Consider the following 21,942-nt stretch of genomic DNA (forward strand, 5'->3'; position numbering starts at 1 on the left):
AACCAAATTAAGCTTTCGTAGTTTATAATCTTAATGAAGGAACAGGGCTTCGTCCTTGCCGATTACCAGGGTGTTATGCTCAGTTACATCGCGGTGGTGCGGAAGCGGATGGCAACGAACCGATTGCTAAATGAATTAAGTCAGCGATGCGCACCTTTAAAGTCAGGCTGCCTTAACCTGGATCTGTTCAGTTCCTCAGCATAACAGAAGATCAGTGTGTCCGTACTGGCAATAAGGGCTGAAAACAGCACCATGCATGATTCGGCAAACGAAAATTTGAGACTAGGTTGAAATGGAGTATTCACATATAACTCCTGAGCAGAGAGAGGGGATAACAGTGATTGACCATCTGTTTAGGTTACGTAGAGTTATCGTGAGTATAATGATTATTCTGGTGTCAGCCTCGCTATACTGGCGGCTAATGTTGTGGTTTCAACAAAGTTATATGAAGTCTGGCTATAGCCAATTACATCATCTTCTCATGGGCTTAACTATAACTCTCCTGGTATTGATAACGTTGTATATTGCCGGGAGATGCAGTAAGGAGAACTTAAAATGGAGGGAACATCGTTCATTTAGAACAAAACTAAGTTCATTTATTACCGATTTTCTAATCTGGCTCATACCCGCAACATTGGGGGTGACACTATGTATCACTCTAGGTTGGAGTAATGTCAGCATATTAAATACTCCTATTAGCGATATGCTGTTAGGTGCTGGACTTCTCATGATTTCCGTTTTTCTCATTGAGGCACTACCTGAGGAATTGATCTTTAGGGGGTTTGTTTTTAAACTTCTGCAATCAATTCTACCACTTTGGTGGTCTGTTGTGATGATTCAAACGGTACTCTTTTCATTGTTTGCCTAGGTAATCGGTGCATTGTATTCTTCAGAACAGATTCAATTTATACCTGGATTTGCTCTAATCCTAGGCTATCTCCGAGCAGTGTCAGGAACAGTATGGGTTGCGATCGGTTTTCATACAGCCATTATGACGTTTGCCCAATTCCTAGATCCAATTCATGGGTATGTATGGATAGAAGGCATGAAAGCACTCCAATTCACGGCCTTTGTATTGTTTCCATCTGCATTAGGCGGAATTTTCTTAAGTTTATATATCCCAAGCCTGATTGGAAGGGGGATATGCCGTAATTAACTAATGAGAAAAAAGTTATTTAGATTGATAATGATCTTATTAATGGACCTCTCGATCGCGAACATGAAAAAAGAACCTGACAAAATGCTCAGGTTCTTTTTTCATTGCATATTAACAGTCACAATGATATGATCGGATTACGTCTATTAAATAATGTTAAGATATAGTTAGTGCATCTTACATTCTAATTGTAACATGCCGGTAAAATCTTGTCAAAGGATTTTTTTTAATTTGGTGGTTAGGAGAGATGTTGAATGAGTTCTTTGGTTCTTAACATCCAGGAAATCAAGAAGACACAGCATTGGCTCGTTGGCGGGAAGGGTTTAAATTTAGGGGAACTCTCAAAAGCGGGAGGGATACAAGTACCGGAAGGATTTTGTATTACAACAGTAGGATATCAAAAAACCATTGAACTAAACGAAACATACCAAGCATTATTGGACCGTCTTCGTATGCTAAAAGTAGAAGATCGTGATCAAATTGGTGAAATCAGCGGGAAAATTCGGAAAATCATTTTGGACTCAGAAATTCCTTCCGACGTGGTGGAAGCAGTTAGTCGCTCTCTCTCCCAATTTGGTGATGAACATGCTTATGCGGTGCGTTCCAGTGCGACTGCTGAAGATTTACCACATGCCTCTTTTGCTGGTCAACAAGACACCTTCTTAAATATTATCGGCAAAGATGCAATATTACAGCATATTAGCAAATGTTGGGCTTCCTTGTTTACGGATCGCGCGGTAACCTACCGTATACAAAATGAATTTGACCACAGTCAAGTATATTTATCCGTCATTATTCAAAGGATGATCTTCCCTCAAGCTTCAGGGATTATGTTTACTGCTGATCCGATTACATCCAATCGAAAACTGTTATCCATCGATGCCGGTTATGGACTTGGAGAAGCCTTAGTTTCCGGTTTGGTATCAGCGGATTGTTACAAAGTACGGGAAGAGGAAATCACAGATAAAATGATTGCAGCCAAAAAACTGGCTATCTATGGACGAATAGAGGGCGGAACAGAGACTCGAATGATTGATCCTGACCAGCAAAAAAAACAAACGCTTACGGATCAACAAATTCTAAAACTGGCCCAAATAGGAAGACAGATCGAAGCTTATTTTGGTTGCCCGCAGGATATCGAATGGTGTTTGGCCAATGACACATTTTATATTGTGCAGAGTCGGCCGATCACGACCTTATATCCGATTCCTGAAGTATATGATCATGAAAACCACGTTTACGTATCTGTCGCTCATCAACAAATGATGACTGATCCCATGAAACCACTTGGATTATCATTTTACCTGTTAACAACTCCTGCACCGATGCGGACCGCTGGTGGAAGGTTGTATGTTGATGTGACATCAATGCTGGCTTCACCAGCCACTAGAGAAACGATATTAAGTGCTCTGGGACAATCCGATCCGCTCATTCAAGACGCATTAATGACTGTCATTGAGCGAGGCCATTTTATAAAATCGTTACCGAATGACAAAAAAGAAAGCAGTCCCGGTGAGAGTAAAAAAGGCTTGCCGTCTGCCAGTTTTCAAACGCCAATCAATGAAAAAGATCCGACCATCGTTTATGAATTGATTAAGAGCAATCAAGCATCAATCGAAGAGTTAAAACGAGCCATTCACACGAAAGCAGGATCCAATTTATTTGAATTTATTCTGGAAGATATCCAGCGATTAAAGAAGATATTATTTGACCCGCAAAGTTCGGCTGTAATTATGGCTGCTATGGACGCTTCATTATGGATCAACGATAAAATGAACGAGTGGTTAGGCGAAAAAAACGCAGCAGATACGCTTTCCCAATCTGTTCCAAATAATATTACATCGGAAATGGGCCTCGCGCTATTGGATGTTGCAGATGCGATTCGTCCTTACCCGGAAGTCATTGATTATTTACAGGATGTAAAAGATGATCATTTTTTGGAGGAACTCGTAAAGTTTGATGGTGGACGGGAAAGCCGAGAAGCTATTCTCGCTTATCTAAGCAAATACGGAATGCGATGTGCAGGAGAGATTGATCTGACCAGAACTCGTTGGATCGAAAAACCAATGACACTTGTCCCGTTAATTTTGGGTAATATCAAAAATTTTGAGCCCCATGCCAGCAGTCAGAAATTTGAGCAAGGGCGCCAGGAAGCTCTGGAAAAAGAACAAGAGTTAATTGAGCGGTTGAAGCAATTGCCTGATGGGGAACAAAAAGCGAAAGAAACAAAGCAAAAGATCGACCTCATCCGAAATTACAGCGGGTATCGAGAGTATCCCAAATACGGCATGGTTAATCGCTACTTCATTTATAAGCAGGCTTTACTAAGGGAAGCCGAACAACTTGTACAAGCGGGCGTTTTGCAAGAAAAAGAGGATATATACGATCTTACTTTTGAAGAGCTTCACGAAATCGTACGCACCAACAAACCGGATTACCAGATCATTAACAAACGAAAAGACGAGTACAAGGTATACGAAAAACTAACTCCACCCCGTGTTATCACATCTGATGGTGAAATTATAACAGGTAAGTATAAACGAGAAAATCTCCCAGCCGGTGCGATTATAGGTTTGCCTGTTTCTTCCGGAGAGATCGAAGGACGGGCCCGTGTGATCTTAAACATGGAAGAAGCAAAACTCGAAGATGGAGATATCTTAGTCACTGCTTTCACAGATCCGAGCTGGACCCCCTTATTTGTATCCATCAAAGGCCTAGTCACCGAAGTGGGAGGACTGATGACTCATGGAGCCGTTATCGCACGTGAGTATGGACTGCCAGCAGTTGTCGGAGTAGAGAATGCGACCAAGCGGATCAAAGATGGGCAGCGAATTCGGGTTCATGGAACAGAAGGGTATATTGAAATATTGTAACTATCAGACGAACGATTCAAAAGCGTAAGATATACAACAGACAGTGGTTGAGGAACAAGAATAAAGGTCATTGAGAGTCGCTATTCTAGCGACTTTTCTTGTTTTTAATGGTACAAGTTTTGTCGAAGAGTGGTCAATGCTCGCGAATGGTCGTATATTAATAGTATGTGCATCGTGGAAACAACTATGGACCACTTGCGCAATGATAACGATTATACATAAAAGGACGGGAAAATATGGACTTTAAACCGCTTACTTCATTTATTGACCTGGAAGAAGATTTCTACCGAGGACAAAGATCAGGCAGCACGTATCAAAGCGGCCATCAGTGATCTATTTGATGAGAATGATCCCGTGTTTAATCAGGAGCTACCTACATACTATGAACCCTTTCAGCGAATGAAAGACATAAGGTATGAGTTGGAATATCAAATAAGCAAAAGTAATTGTAAGGGTCACAAGTTAATTCATCAAGCAACGAATCGATACAACGAAGAAGTGTTAGTTTTCCAAATGCAAAACGATAGTATGGAGGAAGAGCGAATACGGCTTAGAATTATGGTTGTTACCCCGAAGGGCGTGCAAGCACCGTACTCATATGTCTATCTAAGTATCAAACCTGAACATAAAAGAATGCATATTCAAGATTTTAGGATCGAGGGAGACCGAATTAACAAAGGTTACGGCTGTTGCCATGGGAGCGATTAAGAAACTTGTAGATAAAATGAGTCTTACAGCTATTACCGGAAGCATCAAACCTGCTGCCGAGGGACAAAAACATGTTCCCATTGAATTGAAGTCGCTATTTTAGCGGCTTTTTTATGTTATCGGTAGAAGTGGACAAGAACATATTCCTTTTTCCGATTAGATGGATATCTAAGAGGTCAAGAGAGCCTAACTTCGGCAAGCGCTTCCGTACGGAGTCATCTCATTGCGTTGGCCACGTAAGAATCCCGTTTAGACTGGGGGAGATCGATTGATTTATAGGAATAAACAAAAGAAATAATGGCTGCACAAGAAGTTACCGAGCAGCAAAAGATATAAACAAAAATTTAATAGCGATTACTTCCGGGGAAGGGGAAATAATCACTATGTTTATTTGCTTATTTTTTTACTTTTTGTCCTCCACATGTGTACAAAGAATAAAAAAGATGCTACATTGAAATTAGTCTAACCCCCTTTATAACAAGGTTTTTCGCAGAATGACATGTCTCCTGTACAAGGACAAACGTATATCAAGGAGGGAATCGAATGTCAAGTCAAGCATTGGACCAATTTTTAAGTTCGAACATCGAAGATCTAAAGACTAAAGGTCTATATAACTTCATCGATACACTGCAGGGTGCAAATGGTCCTGTTATTTGTATTGACGGAAAGTCCCTAATCAATTTGTCTTCTAATAACTATTTGGGCCTGGCAACAGATTACCGCCTGATTGATGCTTCAGTTAAGGCGGCGCAGACATACGGGGCAGGGGCAGGGGCTGTGAGAACAATTAATGGAACGATGGATCTTCATATTGAGCTTGAAGAAAAACTGGCCCGTTTCAAAAAAACGGAAGCCGTTATCGTGTATCAATCGGGATTTAACTGTAATATGGCTGCTATATCCGCGGTAATGGACCAGCATGATGCGATTTTATCCGATGAGCTGAACCACGCTTCAATTATTGATGGCTGCCGCCTGTCGAGAGCCAAGGTGATTCGCTTTAAGCATTCAGATATGAATGATTTAAGACAGCAGGCGAAAGAGGCCAAGGAATCCGGTAAGTACCATAAAATTATGGTCATCACCGACGGGGTTTTCTCCATGGATGGTGATATAGCAAAGCTGCCCGAAATCGTGAAAATAGCAGAAGAATTCGATCTGATTACTTATGTGGATGATGCCCACGGTTCGGGCGTTCTCGGAGCAGGTGCGGGAACCGTGAAGCATTTTGAATTGTCCGACCGCATTGACTTTCAAATTGGTACTCTTTCCAAGGCGATCGGCGTTGTCGGCGGTTATGTGGCGGGTAAAAAACAACTGATCGAATGGTTGAAGCTGAGAAGCCGTCCGTTTCTGTTCTCGACATCGCTACCTCCGGCTGCAACCGCTTCTTCTATCGCTTCTGTTGACATTTTGATGAATGACAAAGAGCTGATTGAGAAGCTATGGGAGAACGGCAATCATTTGAAAAATGGCTTGAGCCGGCTTGGATATGATGTAGGCCAAAGCGAAACTCCGATCACACCTTGTATCATTGGCGATGAAGTAACCACCCAACAGTTCAGCAAACGGCTCTATGAAGAAGGCGTTTACGCCAAGGCAATCCTTTTTCCTACGGTCCCGAAAGGAACGGGAAGAATACGCAACATGCCGACAGCTGCCCATACCAAGGAGATGCTCGACGAGGTGATCTATGTTTATGAGAAAGTTGGCAAGGAAATGAAGCTGATTTAGCTGCATTCGCGGGAGTATATTTCGGGAGGAATGTCTTATGAACAAGATTTTGGTGACCGGAGCACTAGGCCAAATCGGTTCTGAGTTAGTTGTTAAATTACGTGAGATTTATGGTGCGGATCACGTCGTTGCTACGGATCTCAGGTCATCAGCCCACGAAATTACCCGATCCGGACCATTCGAGCTGCTGGACGTGACGAATGATAAGGCGATGTTTGAAATTGCCAAGCAGTACGAAGTTGATACCATCATCCATTTGGCTGCGCTGCTGTCGGCTACCGCAGAGGAGAAACCCCTGCTTGCCTGGAATTTGAATATGGGCGGATTGATAAATGCACTTGAAATATCCAGAGAGCTCGGCTGCCAATTGTTCACTCCAAGCTCCATTGGATCTTTTGGCCCTACGACTCCGAAATACAATACCCCGCAGGATACGATCCAGAGGCCCAATACGATGTACGGCGTGAACAAAGTGTCCGGCGAACTGCTTTGTGATTATTATTTTCACAAGTACGGTCTGGATACTAGGGGGCTGCGATTCCCAGGTTTGATATCTTATATGACGCCTCCCGGCGGAGGAACGACGGATTACGCGGTGGAAATTTATTACGCAGCCGTGACGGCTGGCCGGTATACATCTTATATCGCCAAAGACTCAAACATGGACATGATGTATATGCCGGATGCCCTAAACGCTATCATCGATCTAATGGAAGCGGATTCTTCCCGGTTGATGCACCGAAACTCATTTAATGTCACCGCAATGAGCGTGGATCCAGAGGCGATCGCTGCAGCAATTCGAGAGGAGTTTCCCGGCTTTATCCTAGATTATGACGTTGATCCGAAGAGACAGGCGATAGCCGATAGCTGGCCGCATTCCATTGATGCGACGGCAGCAAAAACGGAATGGGGATTTCATGCCCGCTACGACTTGAAGGCTATGACGAAGGATATGCTTTCACAGCTAAGCGAGAGACAAATGCTTCGCAAAGCTTAAAGTTATTATAAATTTACTGTGCAAACCAAGTAGAAATACAAAAGAATCTGCGTCAAGAGGAGGTTTGGCGTTACCCGGATAAAATGAAGGGAAGAACAACGTCAATCGTCAATGGGGTACAAGAACATTGTTCCATTCAAAGTCGCTATTATAGCGGCTTTTTAGTTTTAAGGAACCAAGTTCTTGTACCAAGCTGAGGACAAGAACTTGGTTCCTTTGCCGAAAAGGACAAGAACATTGTGTCATTTCGGATTAGGTAGATTTCTAAATCGTATGATGCTGGAACTTCCATGGCGAGATAAAAGCCACATAAATATAAGACTTCGCTTGAATAACGACTTTTCTTGTATCAGGACCTAAGGCAAGAACTTAGTATCATCGCTGAAAAGGTTAAGAACATGGTACCATGTCGATTAAAATATTTATCTGTTTCATTAAGCTAATCCGACTAGTGGCATTTTCACGAGGAATGGCTGGAATGATGCTATCTGCGCGAAACATAGGTGGATATATTAATAAATTCGTTCCGGGTGGTAATGGGCTGGATCTTCAACTATATTTACCCCTTGTGATAACTGTGTTTATTTACTCGTGCTTCATTCAAAGAAAACAAAGAATTTTTCTGGAAAAAACCTCATTTAGTTGTCTTCATATTTTCATTGCAATAATAAGCTGTTTTTCTGCTTGTGTAGTTTTACTTTTGATTTAATCCTAATTGGTGTTACGCTAGCGGGGAGCGTTAAGTTTAAACATAACAGACCAGCCGGCGAGCGGCTGTTTTTAATATGCTAAATGAGCTGTTAAGCTCAGTAGGTATGGAATTTTAAGGATACTATAAAGTCTAATAAAAGAGATTATTAGTCATAATCAACGCTAGTGTCTCAGTAAAAAAAAGTGGAAGTAAAACCCAAAATAAAGATTGCTTAATCAGTGATTGTAAGGTAAGATTCAACTATCAAAAATCTAAACGTTTAAACAGCTAATGAACGATGGTTCGTATGCTTAGACAGGAGAGACCTATGAGAAAAACTAGCATAAAGGACATCGCACTTAGGGCTAATGTTTCTATTGCTACAGTCTCCTATGTACTCAACGGCACTCGCAATGTGCGTCCCGAAACGCGCAGAAGGGTCCAGGAGGCCATCGAAGCATTGAATTACAAACCGAACGAGATTGCTAAAAGCCTCCAACGTAACCGTACCAACACAATTGGTGTTATTACGGAGGATGTGACTGTTTTTAACGCTCCGGATATTATCGATGGTATTAACGACTTTGGAGACCGTCACGACCTTCATATCCTGCTGGTTAACCTTAGGCTCGACAAACGAATTGGCCGTAATTTTCAAGACGTCGAAGCTTACCGTAAGTATGCAGGCAGTGCTGTATCTGAACTGCTTGGTAAACAGGTGGATGGTATCATTTACATCGGAGTTCACACTCGCGACTTGACAGGTCTAATCAATGTTGAAGGTAAACCGATTATATACACCTACGGTTACACACAAGACGATATTTCAATTCAGTATAATGATGAACAGGCATCTTATGAAGCGATGTCGTACTTGGTACAAATGGGACACAGTCGCATCGCAATTATTAGTGGCTTAATGGATTCAATCCCTTCAAGACGCCGATTAAACGGTTATTACAAAGCAGTCACCGATTTTGAATTGCCGTTTGATCCTTCCTTAATAAAGATGGGGGATTGGGAAAGAGATTCGGGCTATAGGTACGCTAACGAGCTACTCGACATGGACAATCCGCCGACTGCGATCCTGTCAATGAACGATGTTATGGGCGTCGGGGTTCTTCAGGCCGCGAAGGAAAAGGGGCTAAGCGTTCCTGAAGATATTTCTGTAGTTGGTTTTGATGATCGAGAATTCAGCGATTACCTGAGCCCACGTCTGACAACAATGGGATTACCGCTTCATGAGATGGGATATTTAGCGATAGAAACCCTTTACCGCCTAATCAATGGAGAAGATATACAAAACCTAACCATGCCGGAATGTCGCTTGATCGAACGCGATTCCGTTCGGAAGCTTAAAAGCTAAAAAGGCGCATGCCAGTTTCCATATATAGAACCAACGCAGGTAGGATTTGCAATACCAAAGAGGAATTTAAGTTTCTCTTTTCAAAGTAATTTAAACGTTTAACTTAATTCTGATCAATGAAAGGGAGATCTGAGTGACCATTCTTAGTAATGAAAAATTCAGGATCGAGTTTGGTAAACGTGGTACCGTTCAGTCCTTGGTGATGAAAGATGATCCGCATGAGATGAATTGGGTAGTAGATCCTCATTATTTGCAAGAGGTTGGATTCCAAGAGGATGAGGATAAGCTCTTTGGCGAATGGAGTATGCAGCTGAATGATAGGTTTGTTCAAAGCTCGATGTTTGAGCCAAATATTACGAAACATAGCACGAACCATGTTACTGTTGAGTTCAAAGATGTACAGGTCAAGATCTTGTTTTCATATTTGCTGGAAGGCAATCAATTCCGCTGGGGTATCAAACTGACCAATAAATCGGATACGAACATTAAAATTCAAGGGTTGCATGTGTGGTTTTCTCTCGCCTACATTATGTTTCGGACGCAAGATGTTTACCGTAACATGCATGAATCCTGCGCCGTATTTACGCACATCGGTGGGAACTTTGCCAAGTTTGCTGCTGTACGACGAAGTAACGACGGACCTCATCTGGGAATCTACACGCTCAGAGGAAATACATCCACCATGGGTTCTCATTGTCGTTATTGTAACCGCTTTCTAGAGCAAGTTTCTCCATCTTTGGACGGCTTGTTATTCCACAGACTTTCTTTAGTGGAGGATGGGACCTCATTGAAAGATTTGGTACTTACCGATTGGATCTATGATTGCGCTTACAACTCTTTAACGTTAACGCCCGGGCAAGCGGAAAATTGGGAGTACGGATTTGTGTCATTCCAGAATCTGACGGATTTCTACCACCAAGGCAAGGTCCTCGGACATCCTCACTGGAGCTTTACACCCGTTGTGCCTGAAGGAGGACAATTCACAGCCTCAGTCCGTTTGCCTAGGGATCTTGAAATAAGGTCGTTAAAGCTATACAGTGCGCCTGGACACCAGAATGGCATTGAAGAGCAGGATATCTCCGCACTACTGGTTCCTTCAGAAAAGTCTATGTCACTAGACGTAGGCTCTAATCAAATTAGCAACCCTGTTGTTGAACAGGAGTTCATAGTAACCCTACCCGCTGACGTACCGGGAGAACGTAAACTGGAGTTGATACTCAAGGACGGACGTCGTGACATGCTGGTTTGGAATGTCCTTGAACCCGTTCACACCTTACTTGAAAAGCGAGCTGAATGGCTGGCATTAAATAGCTATGAAGGCAGGGAGACAGCGGATCGGCCCCATGCATTCCGTCCGTTATCTAACCAAGGTGAGTCACTGGGAAAATTGGCATTCTTATTGATGAAAAATGGGATGTCTTCGCCTGTTCCCGAGCAGGTTAAAAAGGCGGAAGCAGCTGCGGTGCTAGATATGAAGGTGCACTGGTTCATTGAAGGTGATTTGTCCCGGCCGAAACCTTTGTACGGTAACTTTTATCGTATCTACGATTTCGATTATATCGCGCACGTTTTTTATCTATTATCACAAATGGATGAAGAGCTGCTTCATTTGCATTCTCCTTCCGAGTATTTGAAATGGGCCGCCGAAGTTATGTGTTTGCGACTTGATCCAGATTGCCATTCAGGTCAGCGAGAAAAGGACGAATCGCGTCTAAATGGTGTGTTTATCCTTTACATACGTGAACTGCTACAAGCGTTGAAAGACAAGGGATATGCTGAATTACATAACCAACTACGACAGCTATGGGATCGCTTTGGACAGGAAATGGAAATTGGTGTTCGGCACTATGGCGGGGCCGTTACTGAGCACTTCTATGATAATGCGGGATTTGGTCCAACGTGCAACGCATTATGTTTCCTTGGGCATACCGACGAGGCTTCACAATATGGTCAGCTTATTTTGGCGAATATCGGGTTCAGCAACGACTATAGGCTGCAGAATCCGGATCGATGGTGGGAAGCACTGTCCCCAATGATTCATTCCTTGTGGGGAGGACTAGTGGCATCATCGGCATTGGTTGCGTATGAACATCTCGGTGATCCTGAATATCTGGAAGCAGCTTATCGCTCTACGATGGCAATTTTTCATTGCTATGACTGGAATGTAAGATCCACGCCGCGAAGGCTGGAGCAAGGTGAAGCCGCTTCGACGTATAGTGTATCTGCACCCAACTTGAACATGCCGTCATTGTCGCGTAATCGTTTCGGACAATCGGTGTTCGTGGAAGCAGATGATCCGCTGTTTGCCGCTTTGTTCTCCGATGTATCGGGGGATGACTGGGATATGGGTGAAGAATTAGTGGCGTATTTGCTGGGGTTTGGAACTACGACGTACCTCTATCGAGATGAAGAAGGCAGATTAAGATGTGTCAACGGATTCGTGACAGAAGAGCATGACGGTTGGACCGTGAAAAGTTATGCGGCGTATCCGTCCAGGTACGTATTCCGTGAAGAACACTTAGAATTCCGAGCGCCTCTAGGAACATTGCAAAAGAGCATTCGCCTGGAAAATGGAAAGTTCAGAGTTTGCCTATGACGAGTCTTCTAACTTGGCAGTTTCCACTTGTTCTATAAAGGGAAGTACAGACTTGGCAACGATCAGCACCATGTAATCATCCGGATATGAAAAAGGACTACGTTTTTAAGTTAAACGATTAAATTCGTTGGCTTGAAATAAATAGCATTCGAAAAGGGAGGAAACAAACATGAGGTTTGGTAAGCGCAAGTTGGTACTATCTCTCGCATTAACCTTGGCTTTCTCCACGCTAGCAGGTTGTTCCGGGAATTCGGACACTTCCGGCAATGCCAAAAATGCAGGGGCGGGCAACGGGGATACGTCGGCTGGGGGCGTCACCCTTGAGTTGCTGTATTGGGGGGATGATGTACAGAAGCAACTGGTGGAATCCGCTGCAGAAAAATATACGGCGGACACCGGGGTGAAAATCAATGCGCAGGTGTTGCCCGCAGACGGCACATTCGACACCTTCATCCAGACGAGACTTCAATCCGGAGAACTGCCGGACATCAGTTACATGGGGGAAGCTGACATTCAAAAATATAATGAGATGGGCATTTTAGAGGACATTTCCGATCTACTTGCGGATGGAAGCATTCCAGAGAAACTTCCTGCAATCACCATCCATACTCCAGAACAGAAAGTAATCGGTGTAGGTTTGTCCAATCAAATGGAACTGCTTTTTTATAGTAAATCGAAATTTGATGAGGCAGGCGTTCCATATCCACCTACCAAGGTTGAAGAAGCCTGGGATTGGGATACCTTTGTTGCCAATGCCAAGAAGCTAACCAAGGACTCAAGTGGTAAGACGGCCGCCGATGCTGGGTTCGATGCTGCATTGACCGAAAACTATGGTCTTGGTTTTACGGCAGGTCGTGAATTTCACCATTTTTGGGCAGCGAGCGCGAATGGAGGTGGCATTGTATCCCAGGATGGAAAAGAGTTTCAATGGGATTCACCCAAAACGACAGAAGGTATTCAAAAACTGGTTGATCTGGTGAACAAAGACAAAGTTGCTTCTGCCTTTAGCTATACCTGGAGTTCTGGGATTGGCTCGGCTGTGGATGCATTAAGAGGGGGGTACGCTATGGCAATCAGCGGATCCTGGGATTTAGCGAATATCAAAGGCAATGAGGATATTGGTGTAGGTGTACTCCCTAAAATGGAGAGAGCAGTAACGATGAATGCTGGAGCTCCTCTAGTTGTGTACAATACTTCCAAACATATCGAAGAGGCCAAGAAATTCTACGCCTACATGGTCAACCCGGAAAACAGCCTAGACTTGCTGAAAAGCGGAGCATGGCTGCCCAATCAGGCAGACTGGTATACGGACCCAGCTTTAATCGATCAATGGACGGCAGATCTGCCAGCAAGCGCGAAGGAAACAATCCTTAGCTATGCCACGACTAAGGATGCCATTGTCCAATGGCCTGCGTATTATGTTCCGGCTTACTTGAAAATGAACACAGAATACGAAAAGTCGATCGACCAGGCATTATCGGGACAGAAAAGCGTCAAGGAAATCTATGATGCAATTATGCCGGTAATTAAGTCGCTGTGGGAAAGTGGGAAGGTTTCCTAGCAATAGGAACGCTGAAGTTTGAATTTGAAAAGAGAGGCTATGCTTATGAATCCAGAACGCAAAATTGATTCGGAATCCACCCCAATCCGAAGATTTGCTAAAGGTGCTACCAAAGAGGCCATTGCCGGATATCTATTCGCCGCTCCCGCCATTATTGGATTTTTGGTGCTGACGATGTATCCGATGCTCGCCAGTTTATATTACAGTTTTCATAAAATTACGATTATTAGTGGTAGTCAGGTCATGGAATGGATTGGGCTCGATAATTTCAAGTACATTTTCAGCAATCCCAGCTCTGAATTCAAAAAGTCAATTACGGTTACGCTGGTTTACGCATTTGTTAACGTTGCGCTCGTTATCGTGTTCTGCCTGATCGTTTCCTTGCTGCTGAACCGCAAATTTATCGGAAGAAATTTGCTAAGAGCCATCTTTTTTCTGCCATCCGTCGTACCGATGCTAGCGACAACAATCGTTTGGCAGATGCTATTGCAAAATCAGGCCAAAGGGGGACTCATCAACTGGGTTCTACTGCAGATGGGCATTGCACCATGGGATTTTCTCAATGATCCACTACGGATTTTCTACACCTTGTTTATCATGAGCCTGTGGACATGTGGCGGGACAATTGTTGTATTTATCGCCACGTTGCAGGACGTCCCGGGTGAACTGCTGGAAGCCGTAGAGATGGACGGAGGAAACGCCTGGCACAAGTTTATTAAGGTAACTTACCCTACAATTAAACCCGTACTCTTTTTTCAGCTCATCATGTGTATGATGACGTCGATCCAGATCTACACCCAGAGCGTGGTGTTATCTAGAAATGGTGCGCCTGATCGAATGACATACTTTATCAACGTCATGATCTACGACCATTCCTTTGTTCAAGTGGGCATGCGTGGTTTGGCCTCAGCCGAAGCCTGGATCGTTTTTCTGATCACTTTGGTGATTACGGGTGTGTTGTTTTACTTTCAAGGCGCACTGAAACGTGATGATTCCATGGGCAAACGAAAGTGGGTGAGATAATGGAGACGGTACCTGCACCGATGAAGTATACAAGCATCAAGCAGGCAAAAAACCGAAGAAAAGCGATTCATTTCGGATTAATTTTGTTATCTCTCCTGCTTGCATTAATGTTTGCTTTTCCATTGTACTGGCTATTACGCGGAGCAATGGTTAGTCATTCGGAAATATTGGCCAGGCCGCCTGTATTTTTTCCAAAGGAGCTTGGGTTCGAGAATTTCAGGCTTGGGCTGGAACGGATTCAGTTCTGGCGTCAGCTATGGAATTCGGTCTCCATCGTCGTTCCTTATGTCATTGGTACTGTGATAACGACCAGCTTTGCGGCATACGCGTTTGCCAAATTACGTTTCCCTATGCGCGGCGCCTGGTTTGTACTTGTCATCAGCAGTATGATGCTGCCTAGTGCGGTTACATTACTGCCGCAGTTTTCGTTATATACATCGCTTGGGCTTGCAGGCAAACCTGCGCTAATTATTCCAGCCTTTTTTTGCGCAGGCGGTAATGCATACTTCGTTTTTCTGCTAAGACAATTTTTCATGACCATCCCTGCTGAACTAAGCGAGGCGGCCAAAATCGACGGCGCGGGGTATTTCCGCATTTACTATCGGATCATGCTGCCTCTCATTCGCCCTGCTATGATCGTTGTTGCACTATTCAGTTTTATCAACTGTTGGAACGAATTTTTCTATACAATGATTTATCTGAAAACAGAGGCCGATTATACCTTGCCCATGGGCTTGTACATGGTGAACGGAATGCGTATTCCGAACTATGAGCAGGTCATGGCGCTTGCACTGATCGTAACACTTCCCTGCCTGGTGTTTTTCCTGATCGGCAACAAATACTTTGTAGAAGGCATTACGTTGACGGGAATTAAAGGTTAAAAAGGAGGAGACGAAGCAATGGCGAAAAAGAAGAGGAAATGGGCAACGAAAATGTGGGTGGCCGCTTTGGCCACCGTCGTAACCTTGAATACAGGCATCGTACCAGTATCGGCGAACTATACGACAGATTTTGTGCATGAAGGTGTGGGTACAGACTACGGCAAAGCAACATGGAATAATAATCAGATCGTAAGACAGCCCGTGGATTTCAGTCAGGAAACTGTTGGCCAAATGATGAAAACCATTGAAGATTTTGATTTTGACCAATTCGCTGCAGATCATGCAGACTTACCATGGCTCGATCAATTGCTGGTAAACGAGGGTGTCATCCCAGACGACAATAACGATGATGGCAGTGCCAACACGCTGTTCAGCCGAGGGAGCGCTTTATACATGAAAACGCAGGATAACCGGCAACTCGGTTTTGTCGGGACGGTGCATTATGCGGATACCCTTAACAAGGATACGATGTATAACATTACCCTGTCTACGGGAGCCGTTGTGGAAGACAAGGGTGCTCGTAAAAATTATCCGAGCCATGCTGACCAGACCTACAAAAGCGGCGGATTGGATATCAGCCAGCGTAAATTCATTTCCTCCTCTAACAGTGCCGTTACTTTACTGAAGTTGACCAATAACGGTAATTCGCCAATTACGTTAACGATGACCGTCAAATCTCCATTTGTAACTGAAGTCGAGGGAGATGAATTGATCGGCAAACGGGTGGCTGCCCCAATCATGGTTGGACGCGCCGGAGAAAAATACGTGGAAGCGATGTCGTATGTTGACGTGCATCTAAGTGGGGATGGCATGATGCCTGCTGGCAATGATTTGGTCAAAGAGATTACGATTCCTGCAGGTACATCGGTGGATGAAAAAGTGGTCATGGGATGGCTGGCGGAAGAAATACCAGCCTCGAAAACGCAGTATGCTGCTTTTATAGCAAGTAATAATGAAAAGGCTTTCAGTGATCAGGTGAAGGAGTACAACGAATGGTGGGCGCAGAATATCCCCTACATCGATATTCCGGACGAAAACGTGAAGAAGATACTGTATTACCGTTGGTGGTCCAACCGCTTCAACTTGCTGGAAGCCAACATTCCCGGCAACGACTGGCAATTCCCGATGAACATGGAAGGGGTGCTCGGTTATAACAACGGCATTACGGTCAGTGTTCCGTGGGTGTTGCAGGACTTGAAGTGGCTACGTGATCCATCTTATGCATACGGTACTTGGCTAGCCCAAGGCGAATATTCCGAAAACGCCAATTATAAAAACAACCCGGGACGACCCAATATCTGGACGTGGGATATGATGCAAAACACCTCGCAAGTCGGTTGGGAAGCTTACAAAATTTATGGTGGCGGAGAAAAGGTGTTGAAAAAATTCGCTGATTTCTCGGCAAACGATGTGACAGGTACATTGAATCATTTCCGGGGAACCAATCCTGATTTGGTCTATTACAATCACGGGCCGATTACCGGCAATGATGGAGACACAGTATCCATGCACTGGAAAGGAAACGGAAACTATGCGCGTTTGGACGGTTCTTCTACAGCGTATGCAAACGCGGTAGCCACGCAACAAATGTACGAACAACTCGGGGATGACGCAAACGCTAAACGCATGGAAGAGGTTGCCGAGCGCATTCGGAACGCGATCCTGAACAACATGTGGTACGACGAAGCGGACTTTGACGCTGACGGCGAGGCTGATACCAACGGGGAAGGCAGCTTTTTGCACAAAAAAGTTATCAACCAACAAGACGTATTCAATCCATGGCGTGACAACAATATGTTTGTGTTTAACTTTGGTGTGGTGCCGAAAGAAGGGGAGCCAGGGTACGAATCCAAGTACTTGACCCAATTGTCTGATTACGGCGATCCGAATTATTATCCGATCTTCCCATTCTTCACGGCAGATCAGCACAGTATCATGAAACGTGTGGAAGCATTCCAGAACGGAGAGACCAGCGCGTTCGGAACCGACCAGTTCGCTTGGTGCAACTTTGGAAATTATATCAATACCATTCGCGCTTCTTTACGCCACTACCCAGTGGAGAATATCAACAGTGACACCTACAAAACGTTGTTTGACTGGGGTGCTTGGCTACACACAGTTGAACCGGGTAATACCGACCATCTAGATTCCAATGAATTCTTCTGGCTGGAGGATTATTTCTTTGGTACGCCTTGGACGCCGCAAAACCCGCCGAATCCAAGTGGCAAGATGGTGCGGGCTTGGATTCACCACGATACGCTCGGGATGATGAATTATTCCGTAATGGAGGATATGGCAGGCCTTCAACCACGAGCGGACGATAAAATCGAGCTTTGGCCTCTTGATATCAAATACGACCATTTTGCTGTGGACAATGTGCGTTATCACGATGCCAATCTGTCCATTGTGTGGCAGGACCCGGCCAAGTATAACGATAGCGATCCATACTACAAGGATATCCCTGTCGGGTACTCGTTGTTCATTAATGGCGAACGTGTCATGACTACCGATGAAATGTCACATATCATTTTTGATACAGCAACTGGCAAGGTAGAAAAACCGGACGGTGACGTGCCAGGTGCCGTCGGGGACAACACAAACACCAACGTCATTTATGAAATTGGTAGCGCTGTTGATCTGGCTTCGGCAGACGATACTTCACTGGTAGGCAATGAAAAAGCAGTAGACATGTTCAACAAAGCTGGAGTTGATGTGGAGCATAGCGGCGTAAACCTGGCGACGGCATCTGGAACTACGGTTGAGTCTAGTTATATTCATAGCAACTCCAATGTGAACAGACTGACAGACGGGTCTACGATTGCCTCCATTAATCATACCTCGAATACTGCGTTATTCGGCGGCTCGCCGAACCCATCCGATTCGGTTACGTTTCAATTTGACGGAGCGCAAGCGGTGGATAACGTGAAAGTGTACTTCTATAATGATCGGCGGCCAAACGGCTATGCAGCCCCGCAAACGTTTGGTGTGGAATACTTGGATGCGGACGGCACCACATGGAAGCCTGTGGAAGGGCAATTCCGTTATCCAGATTATGTGGCTGCAAATTACAACAATGTTGAATTTAATGCGGTGAACACGGCGGCCATCCGAGTCCATTTTACGCATGCATCGGGCTACTCGACAGGAATTAAGGAAATTCAAATCTATAATAACGACCTGAACGTTACGCCTTCGGAAAATCTTGCACCAAAAGTGCAACTAGACCTGCCGGTGAACGTGGAGCAAGGTGCCCCATTGAAGTTGGCGCCCGTAATTACGGATGATGGTCTGCCAAGCGGGCGTTTGACGTATGCATGGAATCTAGTATCAGGTGATGCTGGTGCAGTGCAGGCAGAGGCACTGGATCAGGCCACACTAAATGTGACATTCGGCGCGGTGGGCGAATACGTCTACGAGTTGAGCGTCAGTGACGGGGATGCAATCACGAAGGTAGAAGTACCCATCACGGTATACGTAGCGACGGCCGAATTGTCTAATGTCATTGCCAAGTTTGCAGACCGGGTATCGCCGCAGGGCAAACTTGTCCGTAATGCGGATGACTTCACGCCGGAGTCGTGGCAGGCTTTGCAGGCAGCGCTGACTGAGGCCAAGGAACTGCTTGCGAGAGATGATTATACGCTTGATGAAGTGCAGTCCATGACGAATCGAGTGCGCCTTGCTGAAGAGAGTCTCCGTTATCGCAATGCTGCCCTTTTGGCTACGCCAAGCGCTTCTTATACATCGGCATGGGAATCTTTGAACTCGGTGAATGACGGGTATATTCCTTTAGTTCCTGGGAGCATCGGTAACCCAGAGATCGAAACTCAATATGGAAACTGGGGATCGCCCAACCAGAATCATTGGGTGGAATATACATGGAAAAACCCTGTGACCCTGTCTGGTAGTTCGATGTACTTTTATGATGATGGGGGCGGCGTTCAGGTTCCGGCTGATTACAACTTCGAGTATTGGGATCAGGAGACGGGCGAGTATGTGGCGGTTAGCGGACTTAGTGATAAGAAAATGGAAAAGGGCAAATTCAACCAAGTCACCTTTAATGAAGTCATGACCGACAAATTACGTTTAACGATGAAAAATCAAAGCAGTTCGGTGTACACCGGTTTAAAAGAATGGCGGGCCATCTCTGCCAAACCTGAGGGGGAAGAACCACCTCAAACGGACCATGGCCCGATTACGGCCATTGAGCCAACTTCGGTCAATACGACCATTAACATCATGCCTGAGCTGCCAACCCAAGTCACCGTGACCTATGCAGACAATACAAAAGGGCTAGCTAATGTAGTGTGGGATGAAATTCCGGAAAATAAGCTATCCATCGCGACCGATTTTGTTGTGCTTGGCAGTGTGGAAGGAACCGACCTGAGAGCAAGCCTACGTATTTATGTTAAATACGATAAGTCCCGCCTAAAAGCGGCAATTGATGCTGTATCAGATCCTTCCGTGAACAAAGAGAACTATATTGGCACACCGGAACAATGGCAAACGTTGCAAGCAGCTTTGCAGTTAGCTAGTGACGTGTATAATAATGACGCTTCGACCGAAGGAGATATCGATTCAGCGTACAAAGCGTTGCTGGAAGCATTTGAAGCCCTAGAGCCGGTAGAGGGACACAATGTAACTATTATCGGTATCAACATTCCAGGCGGTTCTGTGGATCAGTTGGCGAAGGAAATCGTTGTTCCTGAAACGACGACGCTGGAAGAACTTAATGCGGGGTTGAACGTCCCTGCAAGTGTGACATTTGCGGTGTACGAATCTGATGGGCTGACATCGGCAATTGATTTGAAGACTGGATACAAAGTGACGGTAACAGGTTCTGATCAAATCACGACGAAGACGTACACCGTCCTGATGATTACAGAAAATCCGCCAGTGAATACAGCGGCGCTCGAAGCGAAGCTGAATGAAGCAAAGGCGTTGAAGCAAGAGCGGTATACTGCGGCAAGCTGGCAGAACCTAGCGGAAAAGATGGCATCTGCTGAACAATTGTTGACGAGCGGTTCCGCTTCACAGGCTGACATTGATGCTGCGGTTCTCGCGCTGGATTCTGCAATTGCGGGATTAAAACTGTTACCTACACCGACTCCAAGCCCATCGCCATCAGCTCCAACACCAGTTCCAGCACCAGCTCCTACGCCTTCGGATCCGAAAGAGCTTACGCCAGTTACCGTGAGCCAAGGCAGAATCAAAGTAAAAGCAGTTGCTAGCGGAAAAGATGGTAGGGCCAAGGCTCAGCTTACAGACAGCGATATTAAAGCAGCGCTGCAAGATATGAAGGACGGGAAGTTAACCATTGTCATTCAGAAGGACTTGGAAACACAACAAGTCGAAGCCTTGCTTCCGTGGAAAACGCTTAGTACTGCGAAGTCTTTAACCACTGTGAGGATCGAAATGGGACCAACCTTGTTGACGATACCTCATCAATTCCTGACTACGTTTAAGGACATCAGTAATCTGGGAGTGGCCTTTGAAGCCGTGGAACCAAGCCAGCTGCCAAAACATGCTGGAAAACTTCGTGAAGCGGAAGTGGTCAGCAACATCTCGGTAACTGCGGATGGAAATAGTATTTCTTCTAAAGAACTACATGGAAAAGGACTAAGACTAGCCATGCCTTATCTGTTGAAGGTAGGGATAAAAGGGCATCAGGTTGTGGCCTTCACGCTGAACGATGCCGGTACAGCCCGAGCTATTGTTGGCGGTAAATATGATGAACCCACAAAAATGTTTGAGTTTAACATGGAGCAGAACGGCATGTTCGGAGTAATTGGCGTAAACGTTGCCTTTAAGGACTTGATCAATGTGAACTGGGCTGTGGAAGGCATTGAAGCACTAGCAGCAAGAGGAGCTATTGAGGGAACGGGAGCTGGAGATTTTAATCCGGCATCTCAAGTAACCCGGGCAGAATTCATCAAAACATTGATGAACTCATTCGATCTGTTGGATGAAACAGCAATAACTGCATTTAGCGATATCAAAGAAGGTGCTTGGTATAGCACTTCAATCGCAAGTGCGCATAAGCTGGGCATTGTCAAAGGCAAAGCAGATGGCACTTTTGGTCCCAATGAACCAATTACCCGCGAGGAAATGGCTGTGATGATTTATCGTCTAGCAGGTAATTTAAATGTTACATTACCAACCGAAGGGGAAGATGATTCTGCGAAGTTTGTTGATTTGGAGAATCTTTCATCGGAATCCTCAGCAGCAGTAGAGGCTGTTCGCATGGGTGGTTTAATTACAGGCATGCCGGATGGCCGCTTTATCCCTAATGGCCAGACCACACGTGCGCAAGCGGTGACGGTCATTTACCGATTGCTGACAAACCTAGAAAAGTAGAC

Annotated in this window: 12 protein-coding genes; all 12 read left to right on the top strand. The window is 44.9% G+C overall.

Annotated elements, in window-relative coordinates; translation table 11 throughout:
- The first annotated feature begins 33 nt into the window (after positions 1–33).
- The 12 genes from FS628_RS31965 (at position 34) to FS628_RS10425 (ending at position 21,940) form a co-directional block, all read left to right on the top strand.
- On the top strand, positions 34–204 hold the full coding sequence (locus FS628_RS31965) for a hypothetical protein (RefSeq protein WP_222125217.1): 171 nt from the start codon (positions 34–36) through the stop codon (positions 202–204).
- A 523-nt stretch (positions 205–727) separates the two neighbouring features.
- Positions 728–868, top strand: coding sequence for a CPBP family glutamic-type intramembrane protease (locus tag FS628_RS33110; protein ID WP_369008894.1), 141 nt, complete (start codon positions 728–730; stop codon positions 866–868).
- 542 nt (positions 869–1,410) lie between these two features.
- Entirely contained in the window at positions 1,411–4,029 is a 2,619-nt protein-coding gene (ppsA, locus tag FS628_RS10385) for a phosphoenolpyruvate synthase (protein ID WP_145321667.1), read from the top strand.
- Positions 4,030–4,293: 264 nt separating this feature from the next.
- Positions 4,294–4,737: a hypothetical protein gene (locus FS628_RS31970; protein ID WP_222125218.1), complete on the top strand. Its 444-nt coding sequence runs from the start codon at positions 4,294–4,296 to the stop codon at positions 4,735–4,737.
- Between the two features lie 543 nt (positions 4,738–5,280).
- Positions 5,281–6,471, top strand: a complete 1,191-nt coding sequence (locus FS628_RS10390; protein ID WP_145321669.1) for a glycine C-acetyltransferase — start codon at positions 5,281–5,283, stop codon at positions 6,469–6,471.
- Positions 6,472–6,508: 37 nt separating this feature from the next.
- Positions 6,509–7,468 (top strand): L-threonine 3-dehydrogenase, encoded by a 960-nt coding sequence (locus tag FS628_RS10395; RefSeq protein ID WP_145321671.1) that lies wholly within the window; start codon positions 6,509–6,511, stop codon positions 7,466–7,468.
- Between the two features lie 1,019 nt (positions 7,469–8,487).
- A complete protein-coding gene (locus FS628_RS10400) occupies positions 8,488–9,525 on the top strand; it encodes a LacI family DNA-binding transcriptional regulator (RefSeq protein ID WP_145321673.1) in 1,038 nt (345 codons plus the stop codon).
- Between the two features lie 133 nt (positions 9,526–9,658).
- Positions 9,659–12,121 (top strand): hypothetical protein, encoded by a 2,463-nt coding sequence (locus tag FS628_RS10405; RefSeq protein ID WP_145321675.1) that lies wholly within the window; start codon positions 9,659–9,661, stop codon positions 12,119–12,121.
- A gap of 169 nt (positions 12,122–12,290) precedes the next feature.
- The gene (locus FS628_RS10410; protein WP_145321676.1) at positions 12,291–13,682 is read left to right on the top strand and encodes an extracellular solute-binding protein; all 1,392 of its coding nucleotides are present in this window, start codon (positions 12,291–12,293) and stop codon (positions 13,680–13,682) included.
- A gap of 45 nt (positions 13,683–13,727) precedes the next feature.
- Positions 13,728–14,705, top strand: coding sequence for a carbohydrate ABC transporter permease (locus tag FS628_RS10415; RefSeq protein WP_186327786.1), 978 nt, complete (start codon positions 13,728–13,730; stop codon positions 14,703–14,705).
- Positions 14,693–15,586: a carbohydrate ABC transporter permease gene (locus FS628_RS10420; protein ID WP_222125219.1), complete on the top strand. Its 894-nt coding sequence runs from the start codon at positions 14,693–14,695 to the stop codon at positions 15,584–15,586. Before FS628_RS10415 ends, FS628_RS10420 begins: the two co-directional genes overlap by 13 nt.
- 18 nt (positions 15,587–15,604) lie before the next feature.
- Entirely contained in the window at positions 15,605–21,940 is a 6,336-nt protein-coding gene (locus FS628_RS10425; protein WP_145321681.1) for an S-layer homology domain-containing protein, read from the top strand.
- Positions 21,941–21,942 lie beyond the last annotated feature (2 nt).

The organism is Paenibacillus xylanexedens (genome assembly GCF_007676705.1).
Lineage (GTDB): Bacteria > Bacillota > Bacilli > Paenibacillales > Paenibacillaceae > Paenibacillus > Paenibacillus xylanexedens_C.

What these genes read in the sequence shown, in the direction of transcription:
- FS628_RS10410 (WP_145321676.1), top strand. Translation starts at nt 12,291, where the DNA reads ATGAGGTTTGGTAAGCGCAAGTTGGTACTATCTCTCGCATTAACCTTG.
- FS628_RS10390 (WP_145321669.1), top strand. Translation starts at nt 5,281, where the DNA reads ATGTCAAGTCAAGCATTGGACCAATTTTTAAGTTCGAACATCGAAGAT.
- ppsA (WP_145321667.1), top strand. Translation starts at nt 1,411, where the DNA reads ATGAGTTCTTTGGTTCTTAACATCCAGGAAATCAAGAAGACACAGCAT.
- FS628_RS10425 (WP_145321681.1), top strand. Translation starts at nt 15,605, where the DNA reads ATGGCGAAAAAGAAGAGGAAATGGGCAACGAAAATGTGGGTGGCCGCT.
- FS628_RS10400 (WP_145321673.1), top strand. Translation starts at nt 8,488, where the DNA reads ATGAGAAAAACTAGCATAAAGGACATCGCACTTAGGGCTAATGTTTCT.
- FS628_RS10395 (WP_145321671.1), top strand. Translation starts at nt 6,509, where the DNA reads ATGAACAAGATTTTGGTGACCGGAGCACTAGGCCAAATCGGTTCTGAG.
- FS628_RS31965 (WP_222125217.1), top strand. Translation starts at nt 34, where the DNA reads ATGAAGGAACAGGGCTTCGTCCTTGCCGATTACCAGGGTGTTATGCTC.
- FS628_RS33110 (WP_369008894.1), top strand. Translation starts at nt 728, where the DNA reads ATGATTTCCGTTTTTCTCATTGAGGCACTACCTGAGGAATTGATCTTT.
- FS628_RS10415 (WP_186327786.1), top strand. Translation starts at nt 13,728, where the DNA reads ATGAATCCAGAACGCAAAATTGATTCGGAATCCACCCCAATCCGAAGA.